Here is a 21,866-nt window from a genome sequence, read left to right as displayed (position 1 = left end):
GGCGAACCCTTCGCCCGTTACGCCAGGCCCCGCCGGGCGACGGCGGGGGGACGGTCACCCCGGATCGCGCTGACCATGTCGAGGACCTCGCGCGTTTCCTGAACCTCATGGACGCGGTAGACCTGCGCCCCGAGCCAGGAAGAGATCGCCGTCGCGGCCAACGTCCCGACGAGCCGCTGATGCACCGCACGGTCAATGCTCTCGCCGACGAAATCCTTGTTGGACAGGGAGACGAGGACCGGCCAGCCGGTCGCGGTCATTTCGGGCAGGCGACGGGTCGCCTCCAAGGAGTGACGTGTGTTCTTGCCGAAGTCGTGGCCCGGGTCGATGAGGATGCCGTCGCGCCGGACGCCGAGGTCGACGGCCCGCTCGGCGAGGGCGAGGGTCACGCGGAGGATGTCGGCCATCACGTCGTCGTAGCCGACCCGGTGCGGGCGGGTGCGGGGGAGGGCGCCGCCGGCGTGGGTGCAGACCAGGCCGGCGCCGTCGCGGGCGGCGACGGCCGCGACCTCGGGGTCCACGCCGCCCCACGCGTCGTTGAGCAGGTCCGCGCCGGCCGCGCAGGCGGCCTCGGCGACCTCGTGGCGCCAGGTGTCGACGCTGATGACCACATCGGGGTGGCGGCGGCGTACCTCGGCCACGAAACCGGCGGTCCGGCGGATCTCCTCGGCCGTCGAGACCTCCTCGCCGGGGCCGGCCTTCACGCCGCCGATGTCGATGATCGCCGCGCCGTGGGCGATCGCCTGTGCCACCCGTTCCAGTGCCGGCTCGTCGGTGAACGTGGCCCCCTGGTCGTAGAAGGAGTCCGGCGTACGGTTGACGATCGCCATGATCACCTGCTCCCGTTCGCCGAATTCGCGGCTGCCCAGCCGAAGTGGCACTGTCACTCCTCATCTCAGACTCATGCGATCGTGGCACGATCGTGCCTGACACGTCCTGCCCGCCCCGCCCGTCCTGCGCCACCCGACGGGCCGGGGCAGCACAGTGGGCACGATGGGCAGGGCGCGTACAGGCAGGACTCGCAGACAGGGCCGGACCCCGGGAGATCGACTTGTTCTGGTTCATGATCATCGCGCTGGTCGCGGTGGTGGCCGCGGTGGCCATGGCGGTGCTCGGCGACGGCGGCGCGCTCAAGGACGCCGAGCCGGACCGGCTGGAGGACCGGCTGCCCCCGGACCGCCCGCTGGTGCGCTCCGACATCGACGCGGTACGGCTGCCGGTGGCGGTGCGCGGCTACCGGATGATGGACGTCGACGAGGTGCTGGACCGGCTCGGCGCCGAGCTGGCCGAGCGCGACGCGCGGATCGCCGACCTGGAGGCGTCGCTGGCCGGGGTGTCCGCGGCGCGGGTGGCCGAGGGCGCGGACCGCGGTGGCGCACGGGAGGCGGCCTACGGGTCGTACGGTGGTGGGGCGCAGCACGGCGTCCCCGAGTACGGCGGCGCCGACGGCCCGGAGCAGGGCGCGGGCGGTGCCGACCACGGTGCCGCGGGCGACCAGCGGCCGGGTGGGGGCCGGGCCGGTGAGTACGGCGGGCACGGTGGATACGGCGGGGACGAGGACGGGCGCGGTAGTGAGTGATCCGGGTGAACCAGGCGCACAGGACGCCGGCGGTACGGGCGGCGGTGCGCCGGTGACGGGCCTGGCGGTCGGCGACGACGGGCTGGCGCGCTGCGCCTGGGGCCTGTCCGCCCCGGACTACGTGGACTATCACGACAAGGAATGGGGCCGGCCGGTGCACGGCGACGACGCCCTGTTCGAGCGGGTGTGCCTGGAGGCGTTCCAGTCCGGCCTGTCGTGGATCACCATCCTGCGCCGCCGGGAGACCTTCCGTAAAGCCTTCGGCGGCTTCGTGATCGACACCGTGGCCGCGTTCACCGACGCCGACCGCGAACGGCTGCTGGCCGACCCCGGGATCATCCGCAACCGCGCCAAGATCGACGCCGCGATAGCGAACGCCGCGGCCGCCGCCTCGGTCCGCGACACGTACGAGGGCGGCCTGGACGCCCTGATCTGGTCCTTCGCGCCGGACCCGGCCACCCGCCCGGCGCCGCGCGGTTTCGGCGACGTGCCGGCCACCACGCCGGAGTCCACCGCGCTGGCCAAGGACCTGAAGAAGCGCGGATTCCGCTTCGTCGGTCCCACCACCGCCTACGCCCTGATGCAGGCGTGCGGCCTGGTCAACGACCACCTGGCGGACTGCTGGGCGCGCCCGCTGCCCTAGCACCGGGACCGAGCTCACCGGGGCCCGCGGGGGCTTGCGACAGCCCTCCGGGGCCCCGGGAGGCGGCCCGCTTGTCCAGGGCCTGCCTACTTGCCCAGGAACGTGGGCCTGCGCTTCTCCACGAACGCCGCCACCGCCTCCTTGTGGTCCGCCGAGGCGCCCGCCCGGCTCTGGAGCTCGGCCTCCTTGGCCAGCGACTCGGTCAGGGTGTGCTCGGCGGAGTACGCCAGGGACTCCTTGACGGCCGCGTAGGCGACGGTCGGGCCCTGCGCGAGCCCGCGGGCCACCGTGAGAGCTTCGGCGGCCAGGTCGGCCGCCGGCACCACGCGGTGCACCAGGCCCAGCGACAGCGCCTCCTCGGTCCTGACCGAGCGGGGGAACATCAGCAGCTCCTGCGCGCGGCCGTAGCCGACCAGCCGGGACAGCGTCCAGGACATGCCGGAGTCGGCGGTCAGGGCGACCCCCAGGAAGGCCGTCGTGAAGGACGCGGTGTCGGCCGCGATCCGGTAATCCGCGGCAAAGGCGAAGCCCGCGCCAGCACCGGCCGCCACACCGTTCACAGCCGCCACAACAGGCTTGGGCATCGTCGCGATCGCGGTGGCGATCGGGTTGTAATGCTCGGCGACCGTGTCCATCCCGCCGCCGGCCGCGAGAATTCCCACGTGTTCCTTGAGGTCCTGTCCGACACAGAAAGCACGCCCGTTACCGGTCAGCAGCACGGCCCGCACGGTGTCGTCGGACCCGGCCGCGCGCAATGCGTCCCGCAGTGCGTTCTTGGTCCCGGTGTCGAGCGCGTTCATCGCATCCGGCCGGTTCAAGGTGACGGTGGCGAGTCCGTCGGCAACTGCGTAGAGCACGCTGTCGGCCATCACATAACCCCTTCGTCGCGGTACGTGTCCTGGCCAGCATGCCGGAAATCCCTGCGGCCAGGCATGTCATGTACGGCAAAAACAACGATGTCATCCGGGTGCGCACCGCACGCTGTCGAGCGCGGGCCCACCGCCGGATGATGATCGCGCGGCGCGGCGGCCCGGAACGTCATCACCGTAATCGATCACGGCAATGGGTCGTGGCCCGGGGCAACAAGGCCGCACCGCACCGGTGCACCGGGCCGGCCGCAAAAATGCACGGCCGCACAAGCGGAACGGATGCCGCCGCCGGAGCGCCCGGTTCCGGTACCGCCTTCCGCGGCGCGGGAATTGCCTCGCCGGGGCGGCCGGGCGAAATCGGCGGCGCGGCCCGGGCGGAACTCCCGATTTCGGCCCGGCGGACCCCGGTGTCCACCGGGCCGGACGGCACGGGAATTGCCGTGTCGTGGCGCTCCGCGTTTCCCCGGATACGCCATGATGCCAGTCGTGATGTCACCCGACTTCACGGACTTCGCCGGACTTCACGCGCCCCGCGAATCGTGCCGCGGTCAGGTCCTCCGGCCGATGCCGCCTCGCGCGGATTCGGCGCCGTACGGGTCTATTCCGCCGCGTGCGCGGAATAGGCGCCCGTCATGGCGCCCGCCGCCGCGAGGTAGGGCGGCGGCCCGCCCGGCCCGCTGTGCTGCCGGGCGGCCTCCCAGCACGCCTCCAGCAGCAGCCTGCTGCGCGAGCACGCGGGATCGCGGACGGCCACGCAGACGGGCACCCCCAGCGGCGGGTGGATCGGCCGGCTCACCACCGAGCTGTTCGGCGCGCCTTCCATCGCGCCCTCGTACACCACGGCCCAGGACGGCGCGCCCAGTCCGATCTCGGCGAGCGTGTTCTGCACCGAGGTGAACGGCTTTCCCAGGACCGGTTCGAATCCGCCTTCCCGGCAGTGCTCCCAGAGGAAGTCGAAGAAACGCGGATTCTCCGAGCGCTCCACGGTCCGCAGCGGAATTTCCCGCATGTCCGACAGTCGCAGCGCCGGCCGGCGGGCCAGCGGGCTTTTCGCGGGGAGCGCGATCACCAGGGAATCCCACCAGACCGTCGTCATCGACAGCCCGGGACTTTCCTGCTGCATATGAATGAAAGTGGCGTCCAGTTCGTTTTCCCGGACTTGGCGCAACCTTGCCCACGGCGGGCCGTCGTGCAGCTCCACCTGAAGATCCGGCTGGCGTTCGCCCAGTATCCGCAGAACGGTTTCCAGGCGTGATCCCATCGCGTGCGAGGTGCCGAGGCGGAGCAGCATGTGCTCCGCCTTGCGATCTTCGCCTCGGGCAACGGCCATCGCGCGTTCCGCGGCGGCCAGTACGGCCCGGGCTTCCGGAAGGAGTCGACTACCCGTCGGTGTGAGGCTGATGGGCCTGGTGGAGCGGTCGAACAGAGCGGTGCCGGCTTCCCGTTCAAGCCGCTGGATCAGAACGGTGATTGTGGGTTGAACAACGTGCAGCCGCTCACTTGCCCGCCGGAAGTTCCGTTCCTCCGCCACTGCGATAAAGCATTTCAGTTGTCGTAATTCCACCCGTTTCCCCCATGTGATAGCGATACGCTATCACCACGATAGCACATTGATGTTTGGACGTGTGTGCAATCTACGATTGACTGAGCGTCGAGGCCGCACAGGTATCTCGGCTCGCTTTAACAGAATGTAAAATCCAGGCGTCAAGGAGTGTGTACAATTGCGCGGCGTGGTCAATTCCCCGGATGCCGGAGCGCCGATCACCATCACCGAGGTCGCCGATCCGCAGCCCGCCCCTCACCAGGTCCTGGTGAAGGTGCACGCGTTCTCGGTCAACCGCGGTGAGCTGGCGCTGCTGCGGGTCCGGCCCGCCGGCTGGCGCCCCGGACAGGACATCGCCGGCGTCGTGGTCCAGGAGGCCGCGGACGGCTCCGGCCCGAAGGCCGGCACCCGCATCGTCGGCATGGTGGAAGGCGCCGGCTGGTCGGAGCAGGCCGCCGTCGACACCGGCCGGCTGGCCGCCCTGCCCGACGACCTGGACTTCCCCGAGGCCGCGGGCCTGCCCATGGCCGGCCTGACCGCGCTGCGCTCGCTGCGTCAGGGCGGCTTCCTGGTCGGCCGCAGGGTCCTCATCACCGGCGCCAACGGCGGCGTCGGCCGGTTCCAGGTCCAGCTCGCCGCGCTCGCCGGCGCGGAGGTGACCGCGGTCAGCACCCGCGCGGAAGCCGCCCAGGACCTGCTCGATCTCGGCGCCTCGGCGGTCGTCAGCAAGACCTCGGAGGCCGAGGGCCTGTTCCACCTGATCGAGGAGTCGGTCGGCGGTGCCTCGCTGGAGGCCGCGATCACCAAGATCGTCCCCGGCGGCACCGTGGTCGTCCTCGGCAACAGCTCGGCCGAGCAGGCCGGCATCGGCGTGCTGGACTTCGTCGGCGGCCACGAGGGCGCCCGGCTGCAGAACTACATCTCCTACGCCTCGACCGACCCCGACGACGAGGACCTGCGCATCCTGGCCGGCCTGGTCGGCGCCGGCAAGCTGGTCTCCAGCGTCGGCCGGACCGCGGACTGGTCCGACCTGGTGACCGTGCTCGGCGAGTTCCGGGACCGCAAGGTCCCCGGTGGCAAGGTGGTCCTCACCATCGGCTGACCGGACCGGTTCGCAGCACATTCTTTGGACCTTCCCGGCCGCGAGGGCAGCTGAACCTTCGTGGTCGCATCCGGTCGGATCCGGTGGTATCTGACCGGATCCGGTCGTACTGCGGCCGAGTTACCGGTCGTGAACCGGTCGCGGCCGGCGGCGAACCGCCGCGGACCGGCTGCTGACCGACCACGGACCGACCACGGACCGGTCACGTTCCGGTCGTACGTCCGGCCGCACCCCGGCCGGCTGCCCGGCCGGTCGCCGATCCCGGCCGGATCGGCACAGCGGACTTCCCGGACCGGCCCCGTCCCTGGACGGGTGTTCCCCGGGGCCCTCCGGGAGGGCAGCGTCCGCGCGGCGCGGCGGCCCCATTCCCCGTATCGGCCGCCGTGCCGCGCGGAGCGTTCGTACCCCCACGGAGCGCTCGTACCGCGCGGAGGCACCGTGCCGCCGGCGGGGCGTGCGTACCGCGCCGCGCGGACCGTCGCCGCTCCGCCCCCTTTTCCCGTGCTCCCGCCTGCCCGCCGCTCGCCGCGCCTGCCTGCGCCGGCCCACGTCCCCCGTTCCATGTCCCCCCGTGAAGTCGACGGCACGCCGACCGGCGTCGCCGTGTCCGGACCATCGAAGGAGAACAGAACGCATGGTTGACCGAACCAGGCGCAGACCGAAGTCACGGAAGGCCGGTGGCGGCACGCCCATCGCCGTCATCGGCATCGGCTGCCGGGTCCCCGGCGCACACAACCCGGACGACTTCTGGTCCCTGCTCAGCGACGGCGTCGACGCCGTCCAGGACATCCCCGCCGACCGCTTCGACGCGGAGGCGCTGTACGACCCCGAGCCCAACACGCCCGGCCGCATCATCAGCCGCAAGGGCGGCTACCTGGAGAACGTCGACCAGTTCGACTCCGGCTTCTTCGGGATATCCCCGCGCGAGGCGTCCGCGATGGACCCCCAGCAGCGCCTGCTGCTGGAGTGCGCCTGGGAGGCGCTGGAGGACGCCGGACTGCCGCTCGCCCGCGTCTCCGGCACCCAGACCGGCGTGTTCGTCGGCGCCGACAGCGCCAACTACTGGGAGCTCCAGCACCGCGAACAGCCCCACATCTACGGCGTGATGGGCGGCGGCGCGCGCTCCGCCATCGCCGGCCGGCTGTCCTTCGTGCTGGACACCCGCGGCCCGAGCATCACCATCGACGCCGCCTGCGCCTCCTCCCTGGTCGCCGTGCACATGGCCTGCCAGAGCCTGCGCAGCGGCGAGTCCGAGATCGCCGTCGCGGTCGGCGCCCACATGATCATGGCGCCCTGGGAGAGCATCGCGTTCTCGCAGGCCGGCATGCTCTCCGCCAAGGGCCGCTGCGCCTTCGGCGACGCCTCCGCGGACGGCTTCGTGCGCAGCGAGGCGATCGGCGTCGTGGTGCTCAAGCCGCTGGACCGGGCGCTCGCCGATGGCGACCCGGTCCGCGCGGTCATCCGCGGCTCCGCGGTCAGCAACGACGGCGCCGGCAGCGGCCTGCTGATGTCGCCGGCCGTCGAGGGCCAGACCATCATGCTGCGCAACGCCTACACCGACGCCGGCATCAACCCCGCCGACGTGGACTTCGTCGAGGCCCACGGCACCGGCACCCAGGCCGGCGACCCGGTGGAACTCCAGGCGCTGGCCGACGTGCTCGGCCCCGGCCGCGAGGCCGGAAAGCGGGCCTGGGTCGCCTCGGCCAAGACCAACCTCGGCCACAGCGAGGCCGCGGCCGGCATCGTCGGCCTGATCAAGACGGTGCTCTCGCTCCAGCACCGGGCCGTGCCCGGCGTGCTGCACCACACCGTGCCCAACCCGAAGATCCCCTGGGACGACCTGCCGCTGGCGGTCCCCCGCATGATCCAGCCGCTGGACGAGGACCGGCAACTCATCGCCGGCGTCAGCGCCTTCGGCATTTCCGGCACCAACGCGCATGTGGTGCTCACCTCGCCCGAACCGCAGCCGGAAGCCGGCCTGCGCCACACCGACGCGGCCACGGCGGAGGGTGGCGACGCGCAGGTGCTGGTGCTCTCGGCCCGCTCGGCCGAGGCGCTGCGCGACCTGGTCCGGTTCTACCTGTCGTACCTCGGCCCCGGCGGCGAGGGACGGCGCCACTCGCTGCGCGACATCTGCTACACCGCCGCCACCCGGCGCACCCACCACGAGTACCGGGTCGCGGTGGTCGGCGACAGCCACGAGACCATCGCCGACGCGCTGCGCTCCTCGCTGCACGCCACCGAGCGCCCGGCCCCGGCCGGCAGGCCCAAGGTCGCGTTCGTCTTCCCCGGCCAGGGCTCGCAGTGGACCGGCATGGGCCGCGAACTGCTGAAGCTGTCCCCGGCGTTCCGCACCGCCATCCAGGCCTGCGACGACGCGATCCGGGCCGAGGCCGGCTGGTCGCTGATCGAGAAGCTGGAGGACCCGCGGACCGTCTGGGAGGGCATCGACATGGTGCAGCCCGCGCTGTGGGCCATGGAGGTCGCGCTCGCCGAGACCTGGAAGGCCTGGGGCGTGCGCCCGGACCTGGTCATCGGGCACAGCATGGGCGAGGCCGCCGCCTCGTACGTGGCCGGCGCCCTGGACCTGGCCGACAGCGCCGCGGTGATCTGCCGCCGCAGCAAGCTCATGGCGCAGGTCGCCGGGCGCGGCGCGATGGCCGTGGTGGAACTGCCCGCCGACGAGGCCGCGGCCCTCATCGAGGACCCCGGAGCGGTGTCCGTGGCGGCGTACAACAGCCCCACCTCCACCGTCCTGGCCGGCGACCCCGAGGCGCTGACCGCCATCAAGGAACGGCTGGACGCCCGCGACGTGTTCTGCCGCCTGGTCCAGGTGGACGTCGCCTCGCACAGCCACCAGGTCGAGCCGCTGCTCGAGGACCTGGCCGCGGTGCTGGACACCCTGGCCCCGCACGCCACCACGGTGCCGCTGCACTCCACCGTGCGCGACCAGGTGATCGACGGCGCCGAGATGGACGCCGCGTACTGGGTGCGCAACCTGCGCGACCCGGTCCGCTTCGTGCACGCCGTCTCCGCCGCGCGCGACGCCGGCGCCACCGCGTTCGTCGAGATCAGCCCGCACCCGGTGCTCGGCCACCCGGTCGAGGAGACCGTCCGCGGCACCGCCTCCCGCTCGCTCACCTCGCTGCGCCGCATGCAGCCCGAGCGCGAGGCTATGCTCGGCACCTGGGCCCGGCTGTACGAGGCCGGCGCCGAGCTGCTCCCCGAGCTGCTCTACCCCGGCGGCCGCAATGTGCCGCTGCCGCACTACCCGTGGCAGCGCGAGCGGTACTGGCTGGAGGAGAGCCTGACCCGGCCCGGCCCGCACGTGACCACCGTGGTCCTGGACCCGGCGGCCGAGGCGTATCTGACGCAGCACCGGATCCGCGGCACCGCCCTGGTGCCGGGTACGGTCCTGCTCGACGCCGTCCGCTCGGCCCGGGCCGCGGCCGCCGGCGAGGGGCCGGTCGCGCTGACCGACGTCACTTTCACCGAGGCGCTGCTGGTGGAGGCCACCGGCCCGGTCCGGCTGCGGGTCACCCTGGAGCCCGGCGCCGCGGGCACGCACCGCTTCACCGTCGACTCCCAGCAGGGGGTCGCGCCGCGCGAAGCCGCGGGGGAGTCCGGCGGCGTGTGGACCACGCACTGCACCGGCACCGTCGGCGCCCTGGCCGACGCCGGCCCGGCCCCCGAGCACCTGGGCGAGACCCTGACCCGCTGCCCCGCCGGCTGGCAGGCCGCGGACTTCTACGCCACGGCCGCCGCCGCGGGCGCCGACTGGGGACCGGCCAACCAGGCCGTGACCGGGCTGTGGTCCGGTACGGGCGAGGCGGTCGCGCAGCTGCGGCTGCCCGGCGGCCTGCCCGCGGGAGCCCCCGCGGTCCACCCGGCCCTGCTGGAGGCCGCGGCCCAGCCGCTGATGGCGGCCTTCGAGCAGCCCGAGCCGTTCGTCGCCGCCGGCATCGCCGAGGTGCACTACCTGGGCGACGCGGCCGAGGTGTGGAGCCAGGTACGGGTCACCGCGTCCACGCCCGACGGCACCGCCGAGGCCGACGTGATCCTGCTCGACGACCAGCACCGGGTGGTGGCCCGCATGCTCGGGCTGAAGCTGGTCCGGCTGCGCGAGAGCCGGCCCGAGGCCGTACCGCAGCAGGCCGTTCCTCAGCAGGTCGTTCCTCAGCAGGCCGGCGGCGCCGATCCGGCCGCCGTGTCCGGCCCGACCGTACTTCCCGCGGCCGCCGGGTCCGGCGCGCACGCGGCACCGACCGAGAGGGGACTGGGTTCCGTGGAGATCAGCGGTGAGATCCGCATCCGTGACGCGCAGGAGCGGCTGATCGTCGAGCTGAGCGGCACCCTGCGGCTGGGCGGAGCCGGCCAGGCACCCGCCTTCACGGTGGCCGCCGGCGACCGGCAGGCCGTCCCGGCGCTGTCCGCGGCCGTGCCCGCGGGCGTGGCGCCGGCCGTCGCGCCGGCCGCCCCCGCCCTGCCCGCCCCGATCCCGGCCCCCCGCAACGGCGTGCTCGGCAACGGTGTGCGGGGCGGCGCCGCGGCGCCCGCCGCCCGCCCGGCGGTGCCGCAGCCGGTCGCCGCGCCGCTGCGTACCGCCCCGGCACCCGCCCCCGCGCCCCAGCCGCCGGCCCCGGCTCCGGCCGCACCCGCGGCCCCCGCGGCGCCGGCCGCCGCCGAGGCCGAGGGGTCCACCCTGGACCAGGTCATCTCCGAGGTCGCCGCCGTGCTGCGGATGCCGACCGGCCGGGTGGAGCCCACCCGCGGCCTGACCCAGCTCGGCCTGGACTCGCTGATGGCCCTGGAGCTGAAGTCCCGGCTCCAGCGCGGCCCCGGACTGGACGTGACGGTCCAGCAGCTCCTGAAGGCGACCTCGGTCGAGGCCCTGGCCGAGGAACTGGCGAGCAGAAAAGTGCAGCGTGCATGACTGCGCTCGCCGGCTCCCGCACGACCGGTAGCGCCGTACGGCGCGGCTCCGGTCTCCTGCTGACCGTCCTGGTCGGCGCCCAGTTCATGATCTCGCTCGACGCGACGATCGTGAACGTGGCACTGCCCTCGATCAAGCAGGACCTGGGCATGGGCCAGACCTCACTGGGCTGGGTGGTCAACGGCTACGCCCTCGCCTTCGGCGGCCTGCTGCTGCTCGGCGCCCGGCTCGGTGACGTCTTCGGCAGACGGCGGATGCTGTTCATCGGCACCGTGGTCTTCGCCCTGTCGTCCCTGTGGTGCGGACTGGCCGGCGGGCCCGGGCAGCTCGTGGCCGCCCGGGCCCTGCAGGGCGTCGGTGCCGCCCTGATGTCCCCGGTGGCGATGGCGATCGTCATCGCCACGATGGACGGGCAGGCCCGCAACCGGGCGCTCGGCCTGTGGGGCGCGATGTCCGGCCTGGCCGGCGGCCTCGGCATGCTGTGCGGCGGCCTGCTCAGCCAGCTGTCCTGGCGGTGGAACTTCCTGGTCAACGTGCCGATCAGCGTGGTCCTGCTGACGGTGGCCGTCGGCAGCGTGCCGGAGAGCAAGGTCCCGCGCAACGGCCGGCCGGACGTGCTGGGCGCGCTGCTGAGCACCGCGGGCCTGTCCCTGCTGGTGTACGCCGTGGTCCGCACCCGGGAGACCTCCTGGACCGCGCCCTCCACGCTGCTCATGCTCGCCTGCTCCGCCGCCCTCCTGGCCGGTTTCGCCGGCTGGGAGCGGCGGGCGGCCGACCCGGTCGTGCCGCTGCGGATCCTGCGCTCGCGCACGGTCTCGGCCGGCAACGCGGTCACCGCGTTGACCGGCGGCGTCGGCCAGGTCACGTACTACTTCGTCACGCTGTACGTGCAACAGGCCCTCGGCTACCGGCCGCTGACCTCGGGGTTGGTGTTCCTGCCGATCAGCGCCGCCATCTTCCTCACCTCGACCCGCGCCTCCGCCCTGATCCGGGCGATCGGGCTGCGTCGGGCGCTGGTGGCGGGCCTGGCGCTGTCCGCGGCCTCGCTGCTGTGGCTGTCCCGGGCCCCGGCCGACGGCCACTACGTCGCGGACATGCTGGTCCCGTCGGTGCTGTGGGGCCTGGGCTGGGGGCTGGCGCAGGCCACCTCCTTCATCGCCCCGGCCCAGGGGGTCCGCCCGGATCTGGCCGGGGTCGCCTCCGGCCTGATCGCCACCACGTACCGGATCGGCGGCGCCATCTGCCTGGCGGCCATGATCACCACCGCCGCCGCGCGTACCGCCCATGTCACCCCGGCCGGCGCCACCGCCGGTGTCGCCGCGCTGGCCTCCGGCTTCCGGGTGGCCTTCCTCGGCGGCGCCGCCCTGGCCCTGCTCGGGCTGCTGCTCGCCCTGCTGCTGCCCCGCCTGGAACCACCGGAGCCGGCCCCCGTGGCCGCCTCCCGGGCCGGCGACGCACAGGACGAACCCGCTCGCTGAACCCGCTCGAACCGCCCCACCGGGGGCGAGTGCTCATGATCAACACCACCGTATAGGGGAATCTACGATGGACTTCGCACTCACCGACGAGAACGTCGAGTGGCGCACCAAAGCCAGAGCGTTCGCCGACGAGGCGGTACGCCCGGTGGCGGCCGAACTCGACGCGCAACTCGACCCCCAGGACGCCTGGTCCTGGGAGCTGGTCGAGGAGATGGACGCGCGCGGGCTGCGCCAGGCCCCGCTCCCGGTCGAGTTCAAGGGCGCGAGCACCGACTACGTCACCAACACGATCATCCTGGAGGAGATCGCCGCGGCCGACCTCGGCACCGCGGTCGTCCTCGCCCAGCACTGGAAGTTCGCCCAGATCCTCAACGAGGTGGGCACCCCCTCCCAGCGCGAGCGCTTCCTCGGCCGCAACGCGGCCAACCCGCGCGGCCTGTTCGCGGCCTCCTTCACCGAGCCCAACGCCGGCTCGGACAACCTGCTGCCCTACCGGGCCCCCGGCGGCGGCATGCAGACCTTCGGCCGCCGGGTCGACGGCGGCTACGTCGTCAACGGCATGAAGCACTACATATCCAACGCCAACCGGGCCGACACCATCCTGTGTTTCGCCCGCACCGACGCCGAGGGCCCGCTCACCGACTCCGTCACCTCCTTCATCGTGCCCGCCGACGCCGAGGGCCTGCGCATCGGCAAGGTCCACGACAAGTCCGGCGAGCGCGTGGCGAACAACGCCGAGATCTTCTACGAGGACGTCTTCGTGCCCGACGAGGACGTGCTCGGCGAGCCCGGCACCGCCCTGCGCAGCGTCGCCCGGCTGCTGCGGGCCAGCAACGCCTACGCCGCCTCCTGCGCGCTCGGCATCGCCCGCGAGTGCTTCGACCGCTCCCTGGACTGGTGCCGCAACCGCGTCCAGGGCGGCAAGCCGATCATCGAGCACCAGGCCGTCGGCTCCTACCTCGCCACCATGTACACCAACGTCGAGGTCAGCCGCACCCTGATCTGGCGGGCCGCCTGCCAGGCCCGCACCGCCGAGACCTTCGCCCCGTACATGGCGATCATGCCCAAGCTCGTCGTCTCCGAGTACACCTTCGACTCCGCGCGCCGGGCGATGGAACTGTGGGGCGGCGCCGGCGTGATGAAGGAGAACGGCATCGAGAAGCTGCTGCGCGACGCGTCCATCTGGCTGCACTCGGACGGCACCAACATCATCATGCGCGAGCGGCTGGCGAACCTGCTGCGGGACGCCGAGCCCGGCGCACCCATGTGGGACGGCGTCCCGACCACCCGCCGCATGGTCGGCATCATCTGATCCCCCGCGGGGATCGGAAGGGACACCGACCATGAGACTGCGGCACAAGGTCGCCGTCGTCACCGGCGGCACCAGCGGCCTGGGCCGGCGCATCGCCGAAGCCCTGCTGCGCGAGGGCGCGCAGGTGGTGTGCGCGGCCCGCTCCGAGCGCGACATGCCGGCCATCACCGAACTGGCCGGCCCGCGGGCCGCCTTCCACCACGTGGACGTGCGCGACCCGGACTCCGTACGCGGCCTGATGAGCTTCGCGCAGGACCGCTTCGGCAAGCTGGACATCTGCGTGGCCAACGCCGGCGTCACCCGGGACGGCCCGGTGCACCGGCTGGACCCCAAGGAGTGGGACGAGGTCCTGGACACCAACCTCACCGGGGCCTTCCACTGCATGCAGGCGGCCGTGCCGTACCTGCAACTGTCCGCCGGCACCCTGATCAACGTCTCCTCGGCGCTGTCCACCCGGGTCTCCCCGGGCGCCACCGCCTACAGCGTCTCCAAGGCCGGCCTCGACATGCTCACCCGCGCCGCCGCGGTGGAGCTGGGGGCACTCGGCATCCGCGTCAACGCGGTGGCTCCTGGCTTCATCGGCGAGGGCATGGGCAGCCGCCTGTCGGACAACGACCTGGTGTGGGACGACTACCGGACCCGGCTGGTCTCCGGCCGGCTCGGCACCGGCGACGAGGTCGGCCGCGCGGTGGTCTTCCTCGCCTCCCCGGACGGCGGCTACGTCAACGGCCACGTCCTGGAGGTCAACGGCGGCCTGCAATGGGCCTGACGCCTCCCGCTCACCCGGCCCGCGCCGCCGGCTGAGCCGGCACCCCCACCGCGCAGTGCCCCGCCCCCGGGCCGGTCCCACGACGACACGCCCCGGGGGCTCCCTCCATCCCCGGACCAGACCCCGCGAACACCGGAAAGGCAGACTCCGCCATGGCACTGCATCCCGCGTTCTGGCCCCTGCACACGCCACTCGACAGCGCTCTCGACGACTCCCTGGACGGCTCCCTCGACGTGCCGGCCGGCACCTCTCCGGACGCGTCGGCCGGTACGTCCCCGGACTCCCCGCTCGACCCGGCGCCCGGCTCCGGCACGGACGACGGCCGGCCGTACGGGACGTACGTGCGGACCTTCGGCCTGTGGCGCGGCCGCGCCGACTGGGTCAACCCGCGCAGCGGCAACCCGGCCTCGACCGGGCCCGCTGTCCCCGCGTGGGACGACGACTGCGCGGTCGCGGCGAGCTGGATCGCCGACGGCATCGGCATCGCCGGCCTCAACCTCGTCGCCGTCTTCAGCGAGGAGCTGGAGGTGGCAGCCGGCACCGCGGGCGCCGCCGCCTTCCTCGACCTCGCCGACCTGCTCACCGCCCTGCCCGGGCTCGCCACCGAGGCAGCCGGGCGGGGCCCCGGCGACCGCACCGACCGCACCGCCCGCACCCTGGGCCGGCTCGCCGCCCGCCTCCAGGTGGTCTGGGAGCCGTGGACCGACCTCGCGGCCGAACTGCTGCGGGAGGCCGGCCCCGCCGCGCGCCCCGCCCCGGCCGCCCTGATCGTGCAGCGGCTGCGCGACCTGGCCGCCCGCGACCTGCTCGCGTTCGTCACCTGCCTCGCCCACCTGATCCCCACCGGCCTGCCCGGACAGGAGCAGGCCGTCGAGTCCGCGCTGCGGCGCATGATCGGCGACGACTGGCCGGCCGGGCGGTCCCGCGCGGTGCCGGCCAGGACCCCGGCCGGGCCCTGGCCCGACCTGCACCACGACCTGGCCGCCGCGCTGGCTCCGCTGGACCACCGCCGGTGGCGGGAAAGCCACGACGAGGTACGGGAGTTCGCCGACCTGCTCGCCGACTTCCTCGCGGGCCGGACCCCGGCCCCCGCCGCCGACACCTCCCTCGCATGACCCCGGCACCGCTCCCGCACCACCGTGCCCCGACGCGTACCAGTCCACCGACCCGACGCGCACAGAAGTGGGACCGATGAAGACCAACGGCGAGATCACCGTCGCCGCAGCCACGACCTGGCTGCCCGAGACCAGGCAGACCCCGGACACCGTCGGCACCACCGCTGAGGACGCCGGGTACGAGGCGCTGGCCGTCTCCGACGACCTGTCCGCCCCGCAGATGGCCGAACTGGCCGCCCGCGCCGCGCTCGGCCGGGCCGGCTGGGAGGGCGACTCCGTGCGCCTGCTGCTGCACGCCTGGAGCTACTACCAGGGCCACGACTTCTGGTCCCCGGCCCACTACCTGGCCGACCGGCTGGGCGCCGGCTCGGCCCTGCCGGTCGGCATCCAGCAGATGTGCAACGGCGGGGCGGCGGCCCTGCAGAGCGCCGCCGCCCACCTGCTGGCCGACCCGGCGCTGGACCGGGCCCTGGTCACCACCGCCGACCGGTTCTGCCCGCCCGGCTTCGACCGCTGGTCCGGCGACCTCGGCGTCGCGTACGGCGACGGGGCCACCGCGGTCCTGCTGACCCGTACCGGCGCCGGCGAGACCGCCGACTCCGCTCCGGCCGGCGGGGCCTTGCGGCTGCTGTCCGTCGCCTCGGTCGCCGCACCCGAACTGGAGGCCATGCACCGCGGACACGACGCCTTCGCCCCGGCGCCGCGCTGGCTGTCCGGGCAGGTCGACGCCCGCCGCACCAAGAAGGCGTATCTGCGGGCCCACGGCAGCGACGGCTACCGCGACACCGAACGCCGCGCGCTGCGCACCCTGGTGACGTCCGCCCTGGACGACGCCGGGCTCGCCCCCGACGACCCCGCCCTGCGGCTGGTCGTCCTGCCCCGCCTCCAGGGCCCGCTGCTGGCGGGGGAGTACGTGCCGCTGCTCGCGGACCTGACCCGCGCCGAGCCGGTGGACTTCGGCCGGACCACCGGCCACCTGGGCGCGGGCGACCTGCTCGCGGGCATCGCCGACCTCACCGAGCAGAAACTGCTCGCGGCCGGGGAGAGCGCCCTGGTACTCAGCACAGGAGCCGGATTCACCTGGTCCTGCGCCGTGGTCCGCGTGCCGTCCTGACGGCATCCCCCATCCCCTACCTGTATCGAGTTCATTTCGCGGAGGCGTGACCTATGACGCGTGATTCGGAATCCGGTCTGCCGATCGAGCCGGTCTATGGTCCTGAGGTGCTGGCCGGGTGGGATCCGGTGGTGGCGTTGGGTGAGCCGGGTGGGTATCCGTTCACCCGGGGTGTGTACCGGAGTATGTATACGGGGCGGCCGTGGACGATGCGGCAGTATGCGGGGTTCGGTACGGCGGCTGAGTCCAATGCGCGGTATCGGCAGTTGATCGCGAACGGCACGATGGGGTTGTCGGTGGCGTTCGATCTGCCCACGCAGATGGGTCATGACTCCGATGCGCCGCTGGCTCATGGTGAGGTGGGCAAGGTGGGGGTGGCCGTGGATTCGGTGGAGGACATGCGGGTGCTGTTCGGCGGGATCCCGCTGGACCAGGTGTCCACCTCGATGACGATCAACGCCCCGGCGGCGATACTGCTGCTGCTGTATCAGCTGGTGGCGGAGGAGCAGGGGATCCCGGCGGGGGCGTTGACGGGGACGATCCAGAACGATGTGCTGAAGGAGTACATCGCGCGGGGGACGTACATTTTTCCGCCCAAACCGTCGCTGCGGTTGATCGCGGACATTTTCGCGTACTGCCGGGCGGAGATCCCGAAGTGGAACACGATCTCGATCTCGGGGTATCACATGGCGGAGGCGGGTGCGTCGCCGGCGCAGGAGATCGCGTTCACGCTGGCGGACGGGATCGAGTACGTGCGCACGGCGATTGCGGCGGGGATGGATGTGGACGATTTCGCGCCGCGGTTGTCGTTCTTCTTTGTGGCGCGGACGACGTTTTTGGAGGAGGTGGCGAAGTTCCGGGCGGCGCGGCGGATCTGGGCGCGGGTGATGCGGGAGGAGTTCGGGGCGAAGAATCCCAAGTCGTGGATGCTGCGGTTCCATACCCAGACGGCGGGGGTGCAGTTGACCGCGCAGCAGCCGGAGGTCAACCTGGTACGCGTCGCCGTGCAGGGCCTGGCAGCCGTCATGGGCGGTACGCAGTCGTTGCACACCAATTCCTTCGACGAGGCCATCGCCCTGCCGACGGACAAGTCGGCGCGTCTGGCGTTGCGTACGCAGCAGGTGCTGGCGTACGAGACGGATGTGACGGCGACGGTGGATCCGTTCGCGGGGTCGTATGTGGTGGAGAAGCTCACCGATGACGTGGAGAAGGCCACCGTGGATCTGATGGCGCGGGTGGAGGAGTTGGGGGGTGCGGTGGCGGCGATTGAGAAGGGGTTCCAGAAGCAGGAGATCGAGCGCAACGCGTATCGCATCGCTCTGGAGACCGACGCGGGGGAGCGGGTGGTGGTGGGCGTGAACCGGTTCAAGCTGGACGAGGAGGAGCCGTACGAGCCGCTGCGGGTGGACCCGGCCATCGAGGCACAGCAGGCCCAACGCCTCGCGGCCCTGCGCGCCGACCGCGACCAGCAAGCGGTGGACGATGCCCTGGTGGCGTTGCAGAAGGCGGCCCAGAGTTCGGACAACGTGCTGTATCCGATGAAGGAGGCGCTGCGGTTGCGGGCCACGGTCGGGGAGGTCTGCAACGCACTGCGCGAGGTCTGGGGCACCTACGTGCCCGCCGACGCCTTCTGAGTGGACGGCCGGACCACCGGCCGCCGCGGACCGCGTGACCGGCCGACTCCCCTCCGTGGCCGGTCACGCTCCGCGGTGGCCGGCGTCGGTCACGCCCGTTACCGGCCACGATGGGGGCGGTTGGTGCCCGGCAGTATCGATGCAGGTCACAAGTTTGCGTTGGCCGATGTTGGTCATCGGGTGGCGGGATGCGGGATAATGGCCGAGAACCAATGTGTTCGAGTCCGAGCTGGTTTCAGGAAGGGGAACGAGCATGGCGGCCATGAAGCCGCGGACGGGTGACGGCCCGCTCGAGGTGACCAAGGAGGGGCGGAGCATCATCATGCGCGTTCCGCTTGAGGGCGGCGGGCGGCTTGTCGTCGAGCTGACCCCGGACGAGGCGGATGCCCTGGGCGACGCGTTGAAGAAGGCCATCGCCTGAGACCAGCGCTCACGCACGCCGCGGCCACGTACCGGACGGTACGTGGCCGCTGTCTGTTTTTGTGCCGCCGTCGCGCGAACCCGGGCGTCACGCGTGGCGGACCGCGCAGAGCAGGCCGTCGTCGGTGGGGAGGAGGACGGGGGCCAGGAGGGAACTGTCGCGGACCGCGCGCATGAGTTCGCGCAGGGCGACGGCCTCGGCGTCCTGGTGGGCGGCGTTCAGCGCGCGGCCCTGGGCGAAGGCGCCCTCGAAGCAGACCAGGCCGCCGGGGCGCAGCAGGCGCAGGGCCGCGTCGAGGTAGTCCAGGTACTCCAGCCGGTCGGCGTCGCAGAAGACGAGGTCGTAGCCGCCGTCGGTGAGGCGGGGGAGGACGTCCAGGGCCGGCCCGCAGATGAAGCGGGAGCGGTTCCCGGCGAACCCGGCCTCCCGGTACGCCTCGCGGGCGAGCTGCTGCCGGTCCGGCTCGGTGTCCACCGTGGTGAGCACCCCGTCCCGGCGCATCCCGCGCAGCAGGTGGACGCCGGAGACGCCGGTCCCGGTGCCGATCTCGACCACGGACTTCGCGTCGCCCGCGGCGGCCAGCAGCCGCAGCGCGGCGCCCGTACCAGGGGAAACCGCCCGCACCCCGGCCGCGTGCGAACGGGCGCGGGCGCGGACGAGAACGTCGTCCTCGGCGACGAAAGCGTCGGCGAACGCCCAGCTCGCCTGCCGGTTGCCGGTAATGGCCCTCTCCGCTCTCTCCTGGTCCGCGGCGGGCGCCCACGACGGTCGCGGGCCCCGCCCGGCGACTGTATCCGCTGGGCCCGGGAACCCGCAGATGGGACCGCGCGTTAAGCAGACGTAAGGAAGACGGGCGGCAGTGCCCCAGGTGCCGTCGCCCGCTGGCAACAGCGCACTTATCCGGAGCTAACGGGCGAGGTGGCTATGGTAGGGGCTCTACTGGACACCACCAGAGCCGACAGGGGAGGTGCGGCTGCGACCGGTGACCGAAGGGCGTTCGAACGCTTTCGCAGGTCTGCCGGACAGCCGAGATCCGTGACCAACACTGCTGACGATTCTCTCCGCGACACCGAGGACTCCGTCGACATGGACGCCGTGGCCCCCGAGACCGCGACGTTCGCCGCCGCCGGGGACCCTCAGACGTGGACGCCTCCGACCTGGGAGGAGATCGTCAACACGCACAGTGCCCGGGTGTACCGGCTGGCGTACCGCCTGACCGGCAACCAGCACGACGCGGAGGACCTCACCCAGGAGGTCTTCGTGCGGGTCTTCCGTTCCCTGTCCACCTACACGCCCGGCACCTTCGAGGGCTGGCTGCACCGCATCACCACGAACCTGTTCCTGGACATGGTGCGGCGCCGTCAGCGGATCCGGTTCGACGCCCTCGGCGAGGACGCGGCCGAGCGGCTGCCCAGCCGTGAGCCGTCGCCCGCGCAGCACTTCAACGACACCCACTTCGACGCGGACGTCCAGCAGGCGCTGGACACCCTGGCCCCGGAGTTCCGGGCCGCGGTGGTGCTCTGCGACATCGAGGGCCTGTCGTACGAGGAGATCGCCGCGACCCTGGGCGTCAAGCTGGGCACGGTCCGCAGCCGGATCCACCGCGGCCGCTCCCACCTGCGCAAGGCTCTGGAGCACCGGGCGCCCGGCGCCCGGCCGGCCCCCGCGCTTGCTGCCACCGCACCGAAACCTGGCCTGGAGGGCGGGAGAGCGTGAGCAGTAGCGGCACCGGCGAGTACCCTTCCACGCCTGCCGAACAGCACCTCGGCGACCGGCTGGCCGCCTTGGTCGACGGCGAACTGACCGGCGACGGCAGGGACCGGGTTCTCGCCCATCTTGCGACATGTCCCCAGTGCAAAGCCGCCGCGGACGAGCAGCGGCGACTCAAGAGCGTGGTCGCCGCCTCGGAGCTGCCGGCCATTTCCGCCGGGCTGATGGCCCGGCTGCAGGGGCTGCCCGGCATGGACGGCCCCGGCGGCCCGCACGACGGCAGTCCGGCGCACGGACCCCGCGTACGGGAGGAGGAACCCGCCCGCAGACGCGGGCCCTTCGACGGCGGCCTGCTCGGCGCCGGCTCCGGGGCGTTCGGCGGCGGCAGGCGCGGCTTCTCCTATCTGACCCCGGCGTCCGATCTGGTGGCCGCCGACCTGGTCGGCCGCGACCTGATGGGCGTCGACGGCAGCCCCTCCCGGGGCTTCCGTGTGCACGAGCCCTCCCGCGGCCGGCGGTTCGCCTTCGCGGCGGCCGGGGCGTTCTCCATGGCGGCCATCGCCATCGGCAGCGCGCTGCCGATGGAGGCCGCGGTGGACGGCGGCGCCCGCCCGGACGAGGGACCGGCGGTGAGCCCGCTCAGCGCCAACTCCGTCTCCGACACCCGCGGCGCGGTGCCGCGCGGCATGCTGGAGTCCCCCGGCGAGAACACCGGCAGGCGGTCCTCCGCCCAGGGCGCCTCCGGCGCCGAGGGCCTGTCCCCGTCCGCCGCCGCTGCCGCGACCAGTTCGGCGACCTCCGTGTCGCTGCGGTCGGGCAACACGTACGTCCTGCACTGACACGGACCGGGCACGTACGTCGGTACGTGCCCTGGGTGCGTCGGCGCGGCTGTCGGATCGCGCCACGAGCGGCGCGGAGCGCCGTACCACCGAGACTTCGCCAGGTCGCGGCATAGTGTTGGCCGTAGCCACTCCCGCGCTCGCCGCACCTGCGGGTACCGTTGAGTCCGCCGGTGCCCGCGGTCCCGGCTGGACGTCCCAAGGAGCTGCAAGGTGTTCTTCGACATAGGCCCGCTGGAGCTGGTCGCGATCGTGGTCCTTGCCGTCCTTATCTTCGGCCCGGACAAGCTCCCGAAGGTCATCCAGGACGTGATGGCCTTCATCCGCAAGGTGCGGGAGTTCTCCGACAGCGCCAAGGAGGACATCCGGCGGGAGCTGGGCCCGGAGTTCAAGGACTTCGAGTTCGAGGACCTGAACCCCAAGACGTTCATCCGGAAGAACCTCATGAGCGGTGAAGAGGACGAGTACGGACTGAACGAGCTCAAGGACCTCCGCAACACCTTCGACATGCGCAAGGAGATGGCCGAGGTCACCGACGCCGTCAACGGCGTGGAGCCCGGCCCGGCCGCCGCCACGGGCGCGGCCGCCTCCGGCGCGGCAGGCGGCTCGGGCGGTTCCGGCACCCCGGACATGCTGCGCAAGCGTGAGCGGCTCAACCCGGACGAGCCGCCGCCCTTCGACGACGACGCGACCTGACGGCTCGCCCGCTTCCTGCGGCGTGACCTGACCGGCCCGCACGCCCGCCCGACGCCCGCGGGAGCCTGACCGCCCCGTGGTCCCCCGGGTGGCCGTATTCGGCCATATT

18 protein-coding genes are annotated in these 21,866 nt (G+C 72.8%); 14 read left to right on the top strand and 4 right to left on the bottom strand.

The window, feature by feature from the left end; genetic code table 11:
* Window positions 1-17 precede the first annotated feature (17 nt).
* The gene (gene folP / locus ITX44_RS24865; protein ID WP_205359755.1) at window positions 18-830 is read right to left on the bottom strand and encodes a dihydropteroate synthase; all 813 of its coding nucleotides are present in this window, start codon (window positions 828-830) and stop codon (window positions 18-20) included.
* A 221-nt stretch (window positions 831-1,051) separates the two neighbouring features.
* Between folP and ITX44_RS24860 the strand changes: the two genes are divergently transcribed.
* The gene (locus ITX44_RS24860; protein ID WP_205359588.1) at window positions 1,052-1,579 is read left to right on the top strand and encodes a DivIVA domain-containing protein; all 528 of its coding nucleotides are present in this window, start codon (window positions 1,052-1,054) and stop codon (window positions 1,577-1,579) included.
* 52 nt (window positions 1,580-1,631) lie between these two features.
* Complete coding sequence (locus ITX44_RS24855) at window positions 1,632-2,222, top strand: DNA-3-methyladenine glycosylase I (protein ID WP_205359754.1); 591 nt, start codon at window positions 1,632-1,634, stop codon at window positions 2,220-2,222.
* An 86-nt stretch (window positions 2,223-2,308) separates the two neighbouring features.
* On the opposite strand, the gene ITX44_RS24850 is transcribed toward ITX44_RS24855, so the two are convergent.
* Both ITX44_RS24850 and ITX44_RS24845 read right to left on the bottom strand, forming a co-directional pair.
* Window positions 2,309-3,091 carry an enoyl-CoA hydratase/isomerase family protein gene (locus ITX44_RS24850; protein WP_205359587.1) on the bottom strand — a complete coding sequence of 261 codons (783 nt, stop codon included), beginning with the start codon at window positions 3,089-3,091 and terminating at the stop codon, window positions 2,309-2,311.
* Between the two features lie 598 nt (window positions 3,092-3,689).
* Window positions 3,690-4,655, bottom strand: coding sequence for a LysR family transcriptional regulator (locus ITX44_RS24845; protein ID WP_205359586.1), 966 nt, complete (start codon window positions 4,653-4,655; stop codon window positions 3,690-3,692).
* Between the two features lie 166 nt (window positions 4,656-4,821).
* On the opposite strand from ITX44_RS24845, the gene ITX44_RS42745 reads away from it, so the two are divergent.
* From ITX44_RS42745 to ITX44_RS24800, 9 genes are all read left to right on the top strand, one after another.
* The gene (locus tag ITX44_RS42745) at window positions 4,822-5,736 is read left to right on the top strand and encodes a zinc-binding dehydrogenase (protein ID WP_205359585.1); all 915 of its coding nucleotides are present in this window, start codon (window positions 4,822-4,824) and stop codon (window positions 5,734-5,736) included.
* Window positions 5,737-6,370: 634 nt separating this feature from the next.
* Window positions 6,371-10,669, top strand: a complete 4,299-nt coding sequence (locus ITX44_RS24835) for a type I polyketide synthase (protein WP_205359584.1) — start codon at window positions 6,371-6,373, stop codon at window positions 10,667-10,669.
* Window positions 10,666-12,147 (top strand): MFS transporter, encoded by a 1,482-nt coding sequence (locus ITX44_RS24830; protein ID WP_205359583.1) that lies wholly within the window; start codon window positions 10,666-10,668, stop codon window positions 12,145-12,147. Before ITX44_RS24835 ends, ITX44_RS24830 begins: the two co-directional genes overlap by 4 nt.
* A gap of 67 nt (window positions 12,148-12,214) precedes the next feature.
* Window positions 12,215-13,459 (top strand): acyl-CoA dehydrogenase family protein, encoded by a 1,245-nt coding sequence (locus ITX44_RS24825; protein WP_205359582.1) that lies wholly within the window; start codon window positions 12,215-12,217, stop codon window positions 13,457-13,459.
* A 31-nt stretch (window positions 13,460-13,490) separates the two neighbouring features.
* On the top strand, window positions 13,491-14,228 hold the full coding sequence (locus ITX44_RS24820; protein WP_205359581.1) for an SDR family NAD(P)-dependent oxidoreductase: 738 nt from the start codon (window positions 13,491-13,493) through the stop codon (window positions 14,226-14,228).
* Window positions 14,229-14,380: 152 nt separating this feature from the next.
* Window positions 14,381-15,343, top strand: a complete 963-nt coding sequence (locus tag ITX44_RS24815) for a hypothetical protein (RefSeq protein ID WP_205359580.1) — start codon at window positions 14,381-14,383, stop codon at window positions 15,341-15,343.
* 76 nt (window positions 15,344-15,419) lie between these two features.
* A complete protein-coding gene (locus ITX44_RS24810; RefSeq protein WP_205359579.1) occupies window positions 15,420-16,457 on the top strand; it encodes a 3-oxoacyl-[acyl-carrier-protein] synthase III C-terminal domain-containing protein in 1,038 nt (345 codons plus the stop codon).
* A gap of 53 nt (window positions 16,458-16,510) precedes the next feature.
* Entirely contained in the window at window positions 16,511-18,091 is a 1,581-nt protein-coding gene (locus ITX44_RS24805) for an acyl-CoA mutase large subunit family protein (RefSeq protein ID WP_205359578.1), read from the top strand.
* 253 nt (window positions 18,092-18,344) lie between these two features.
* Entirely contained in the window at window positions 18,345-18,512 is a 168-nt protein-coding gene (locus tag ITX44_RS24800; protein ID WP_069464762.1) for a DUF3117 domain-containing protein, read from the top strand.
* 87 nt (window positions 18,513-18,599) lie between these two features.
* Here the strand turns inward: ITX44_RS24800 and ITX44_RS24795 are convergent, their stop codons facing one another.
* Window positions 18,600-19,235: an O-methyltransferase gene (locus ITX44_RS24795; RefSeq protein ID WP_205359753.1), complete on the bottom strand. Its 636-nt coding sequence runs from the start codon at window positions 19,233-19,235 to the stop codon at window positions 18,600-18,602.
* Window positions 19,236-19,436: 201 nt separating this feature from the next.
* Between ITX44_RS24795 and sigE the strand changes: the two genes are divergently transcribed.
* The 3 genes from sigE (at window position 19,437) to ITX44_RS24780 (ending at window position 21,757) form a co-directional block, all read left to right on the top strand.
* On the top strand, window positions 19,437-20,228 hold the full coding sequence (sigE, locus tag ITX44_RS24790; RefSeq protein WP_205359752.1) for an RNA polymerase sigma factor SigE: 792 nt from the start codon (window positions 19,437-19,439) through the stop codon (window positions 20,226-20,228).
* Window positions 20,225-21,061, top strand: coding sequence for an anti-sigma factor family protein (locus tag ITX44_RS24785; RefSeq protein ID WP_205359577.1), 837 nt, complete (start codon window positions 20,225-20,227; stop codon window positions 21,059-21,061). Before sigE ends, ITX44_RS24785 begins: the two co-directional genes overlap by 4 nt.
* A gap of 213 nt (window positions 21,062-21,274) precedes the next feature.
* The gene (locus ITX44_RS24780; protein WP_205359576.1) at window positions 21,275-21,757 is read left to right on the top strand and encodes a sec-independent translocase; all 483 of its coding nucleotides are present in this window, start codon (window positions 21,275-21,277) and stop codon (window positions 21,755-21,757) included.
* Window positions 21,758-21,866 lie beyond the last annotated feature (109 nt).

The sequence above is a fragment of the Actinacidiphila acididurans genome (assembly GCF_016918855.1).
GTDB lineage: Bacteria > Actinomycetota > Actinomycetes > Streptomycetales > Streptomycetaceae > Actinacidiphila > Actinacidiphila acididurans.
Note: the sequence above shows the minus strand (reverse complement) of the source record. Positions and strands in the feature narration are given on the sequence as shown.

Coding starts and splice junctions, on each gene's coding strand:
- folP (WP_205359755.1), bottom strand. CDS start 830: ATGGCGATCGTCAACCGTACGCCGGACTCCTTCTACGACCAGGGGGCC.
- ITX44_RS24850 (WP_205359587.1), bottom strand. CDS start 3,091: ATGGCCGACAGCGTGCTCTACGCAGTTGCCGACGGACTCGCCACCGTC.
- ITX44_RS24835 (WP_205359584.1), top strand. CDS start 6,371: ATGGTTGACCGAACCAGGCGCAGACCGAAGTCACGGAAGGCCGGTGGC.
- ITX44_RS24830 (WP_205359583.1), top strand. CDS start 10,666: ATGACTGCGCTCGCCGGCTCCCGCACGACCGGTAGCGCCGTACGGCGC.
- ITX44_RS24825 (WP_205359582.1), top strand. CDS start 12,215: ATGGACTTCGCACTCACCGACGAGAACGTCGAGTGGCGCACCAAAGCC.
- ITX44_RS24820 (WP_205359581.1), top strand. CDS start 13,491: ATGAGACTGCGGCACAAGGTCGCCGTCGTCACCGGCGGCACCAGCGGC.
- ITX44_RS24815 (WP_205359580.1), top strand. CDS start 14,381: ATGGCACTGCATCCCGCGTTCTGGCCCCTGCACACGCCACTCGACAGC.
- ITX44_RS24810 (WP_205359579.1), top strand. CDS start 15,420: ATGAAGACCAACGGCGAGATCACCGTCGCCGCAGCCACGACCTGGCTG.
- ITX44_RS24805 (WP_205359578.1), top strand. CDS start 16,511: ATGACGCGTGATTCGGAATCCGGTCTGCCGATCGAGCCGGTCTATGGT.
- ITX44_RS24800 (WP_069464762.1), top strand. CDS start 18,345: ATGGCGGCCATGAAGCCGCGGACGGGTGACGGCCCGCTCGAGGTGACC.
- sigE (WP_205359752.1), top strand. CDS start 19,437: ATGGTAGGGGCTCTACTGGACACCACCAGAGCCGACAGGGGAGGTGCG.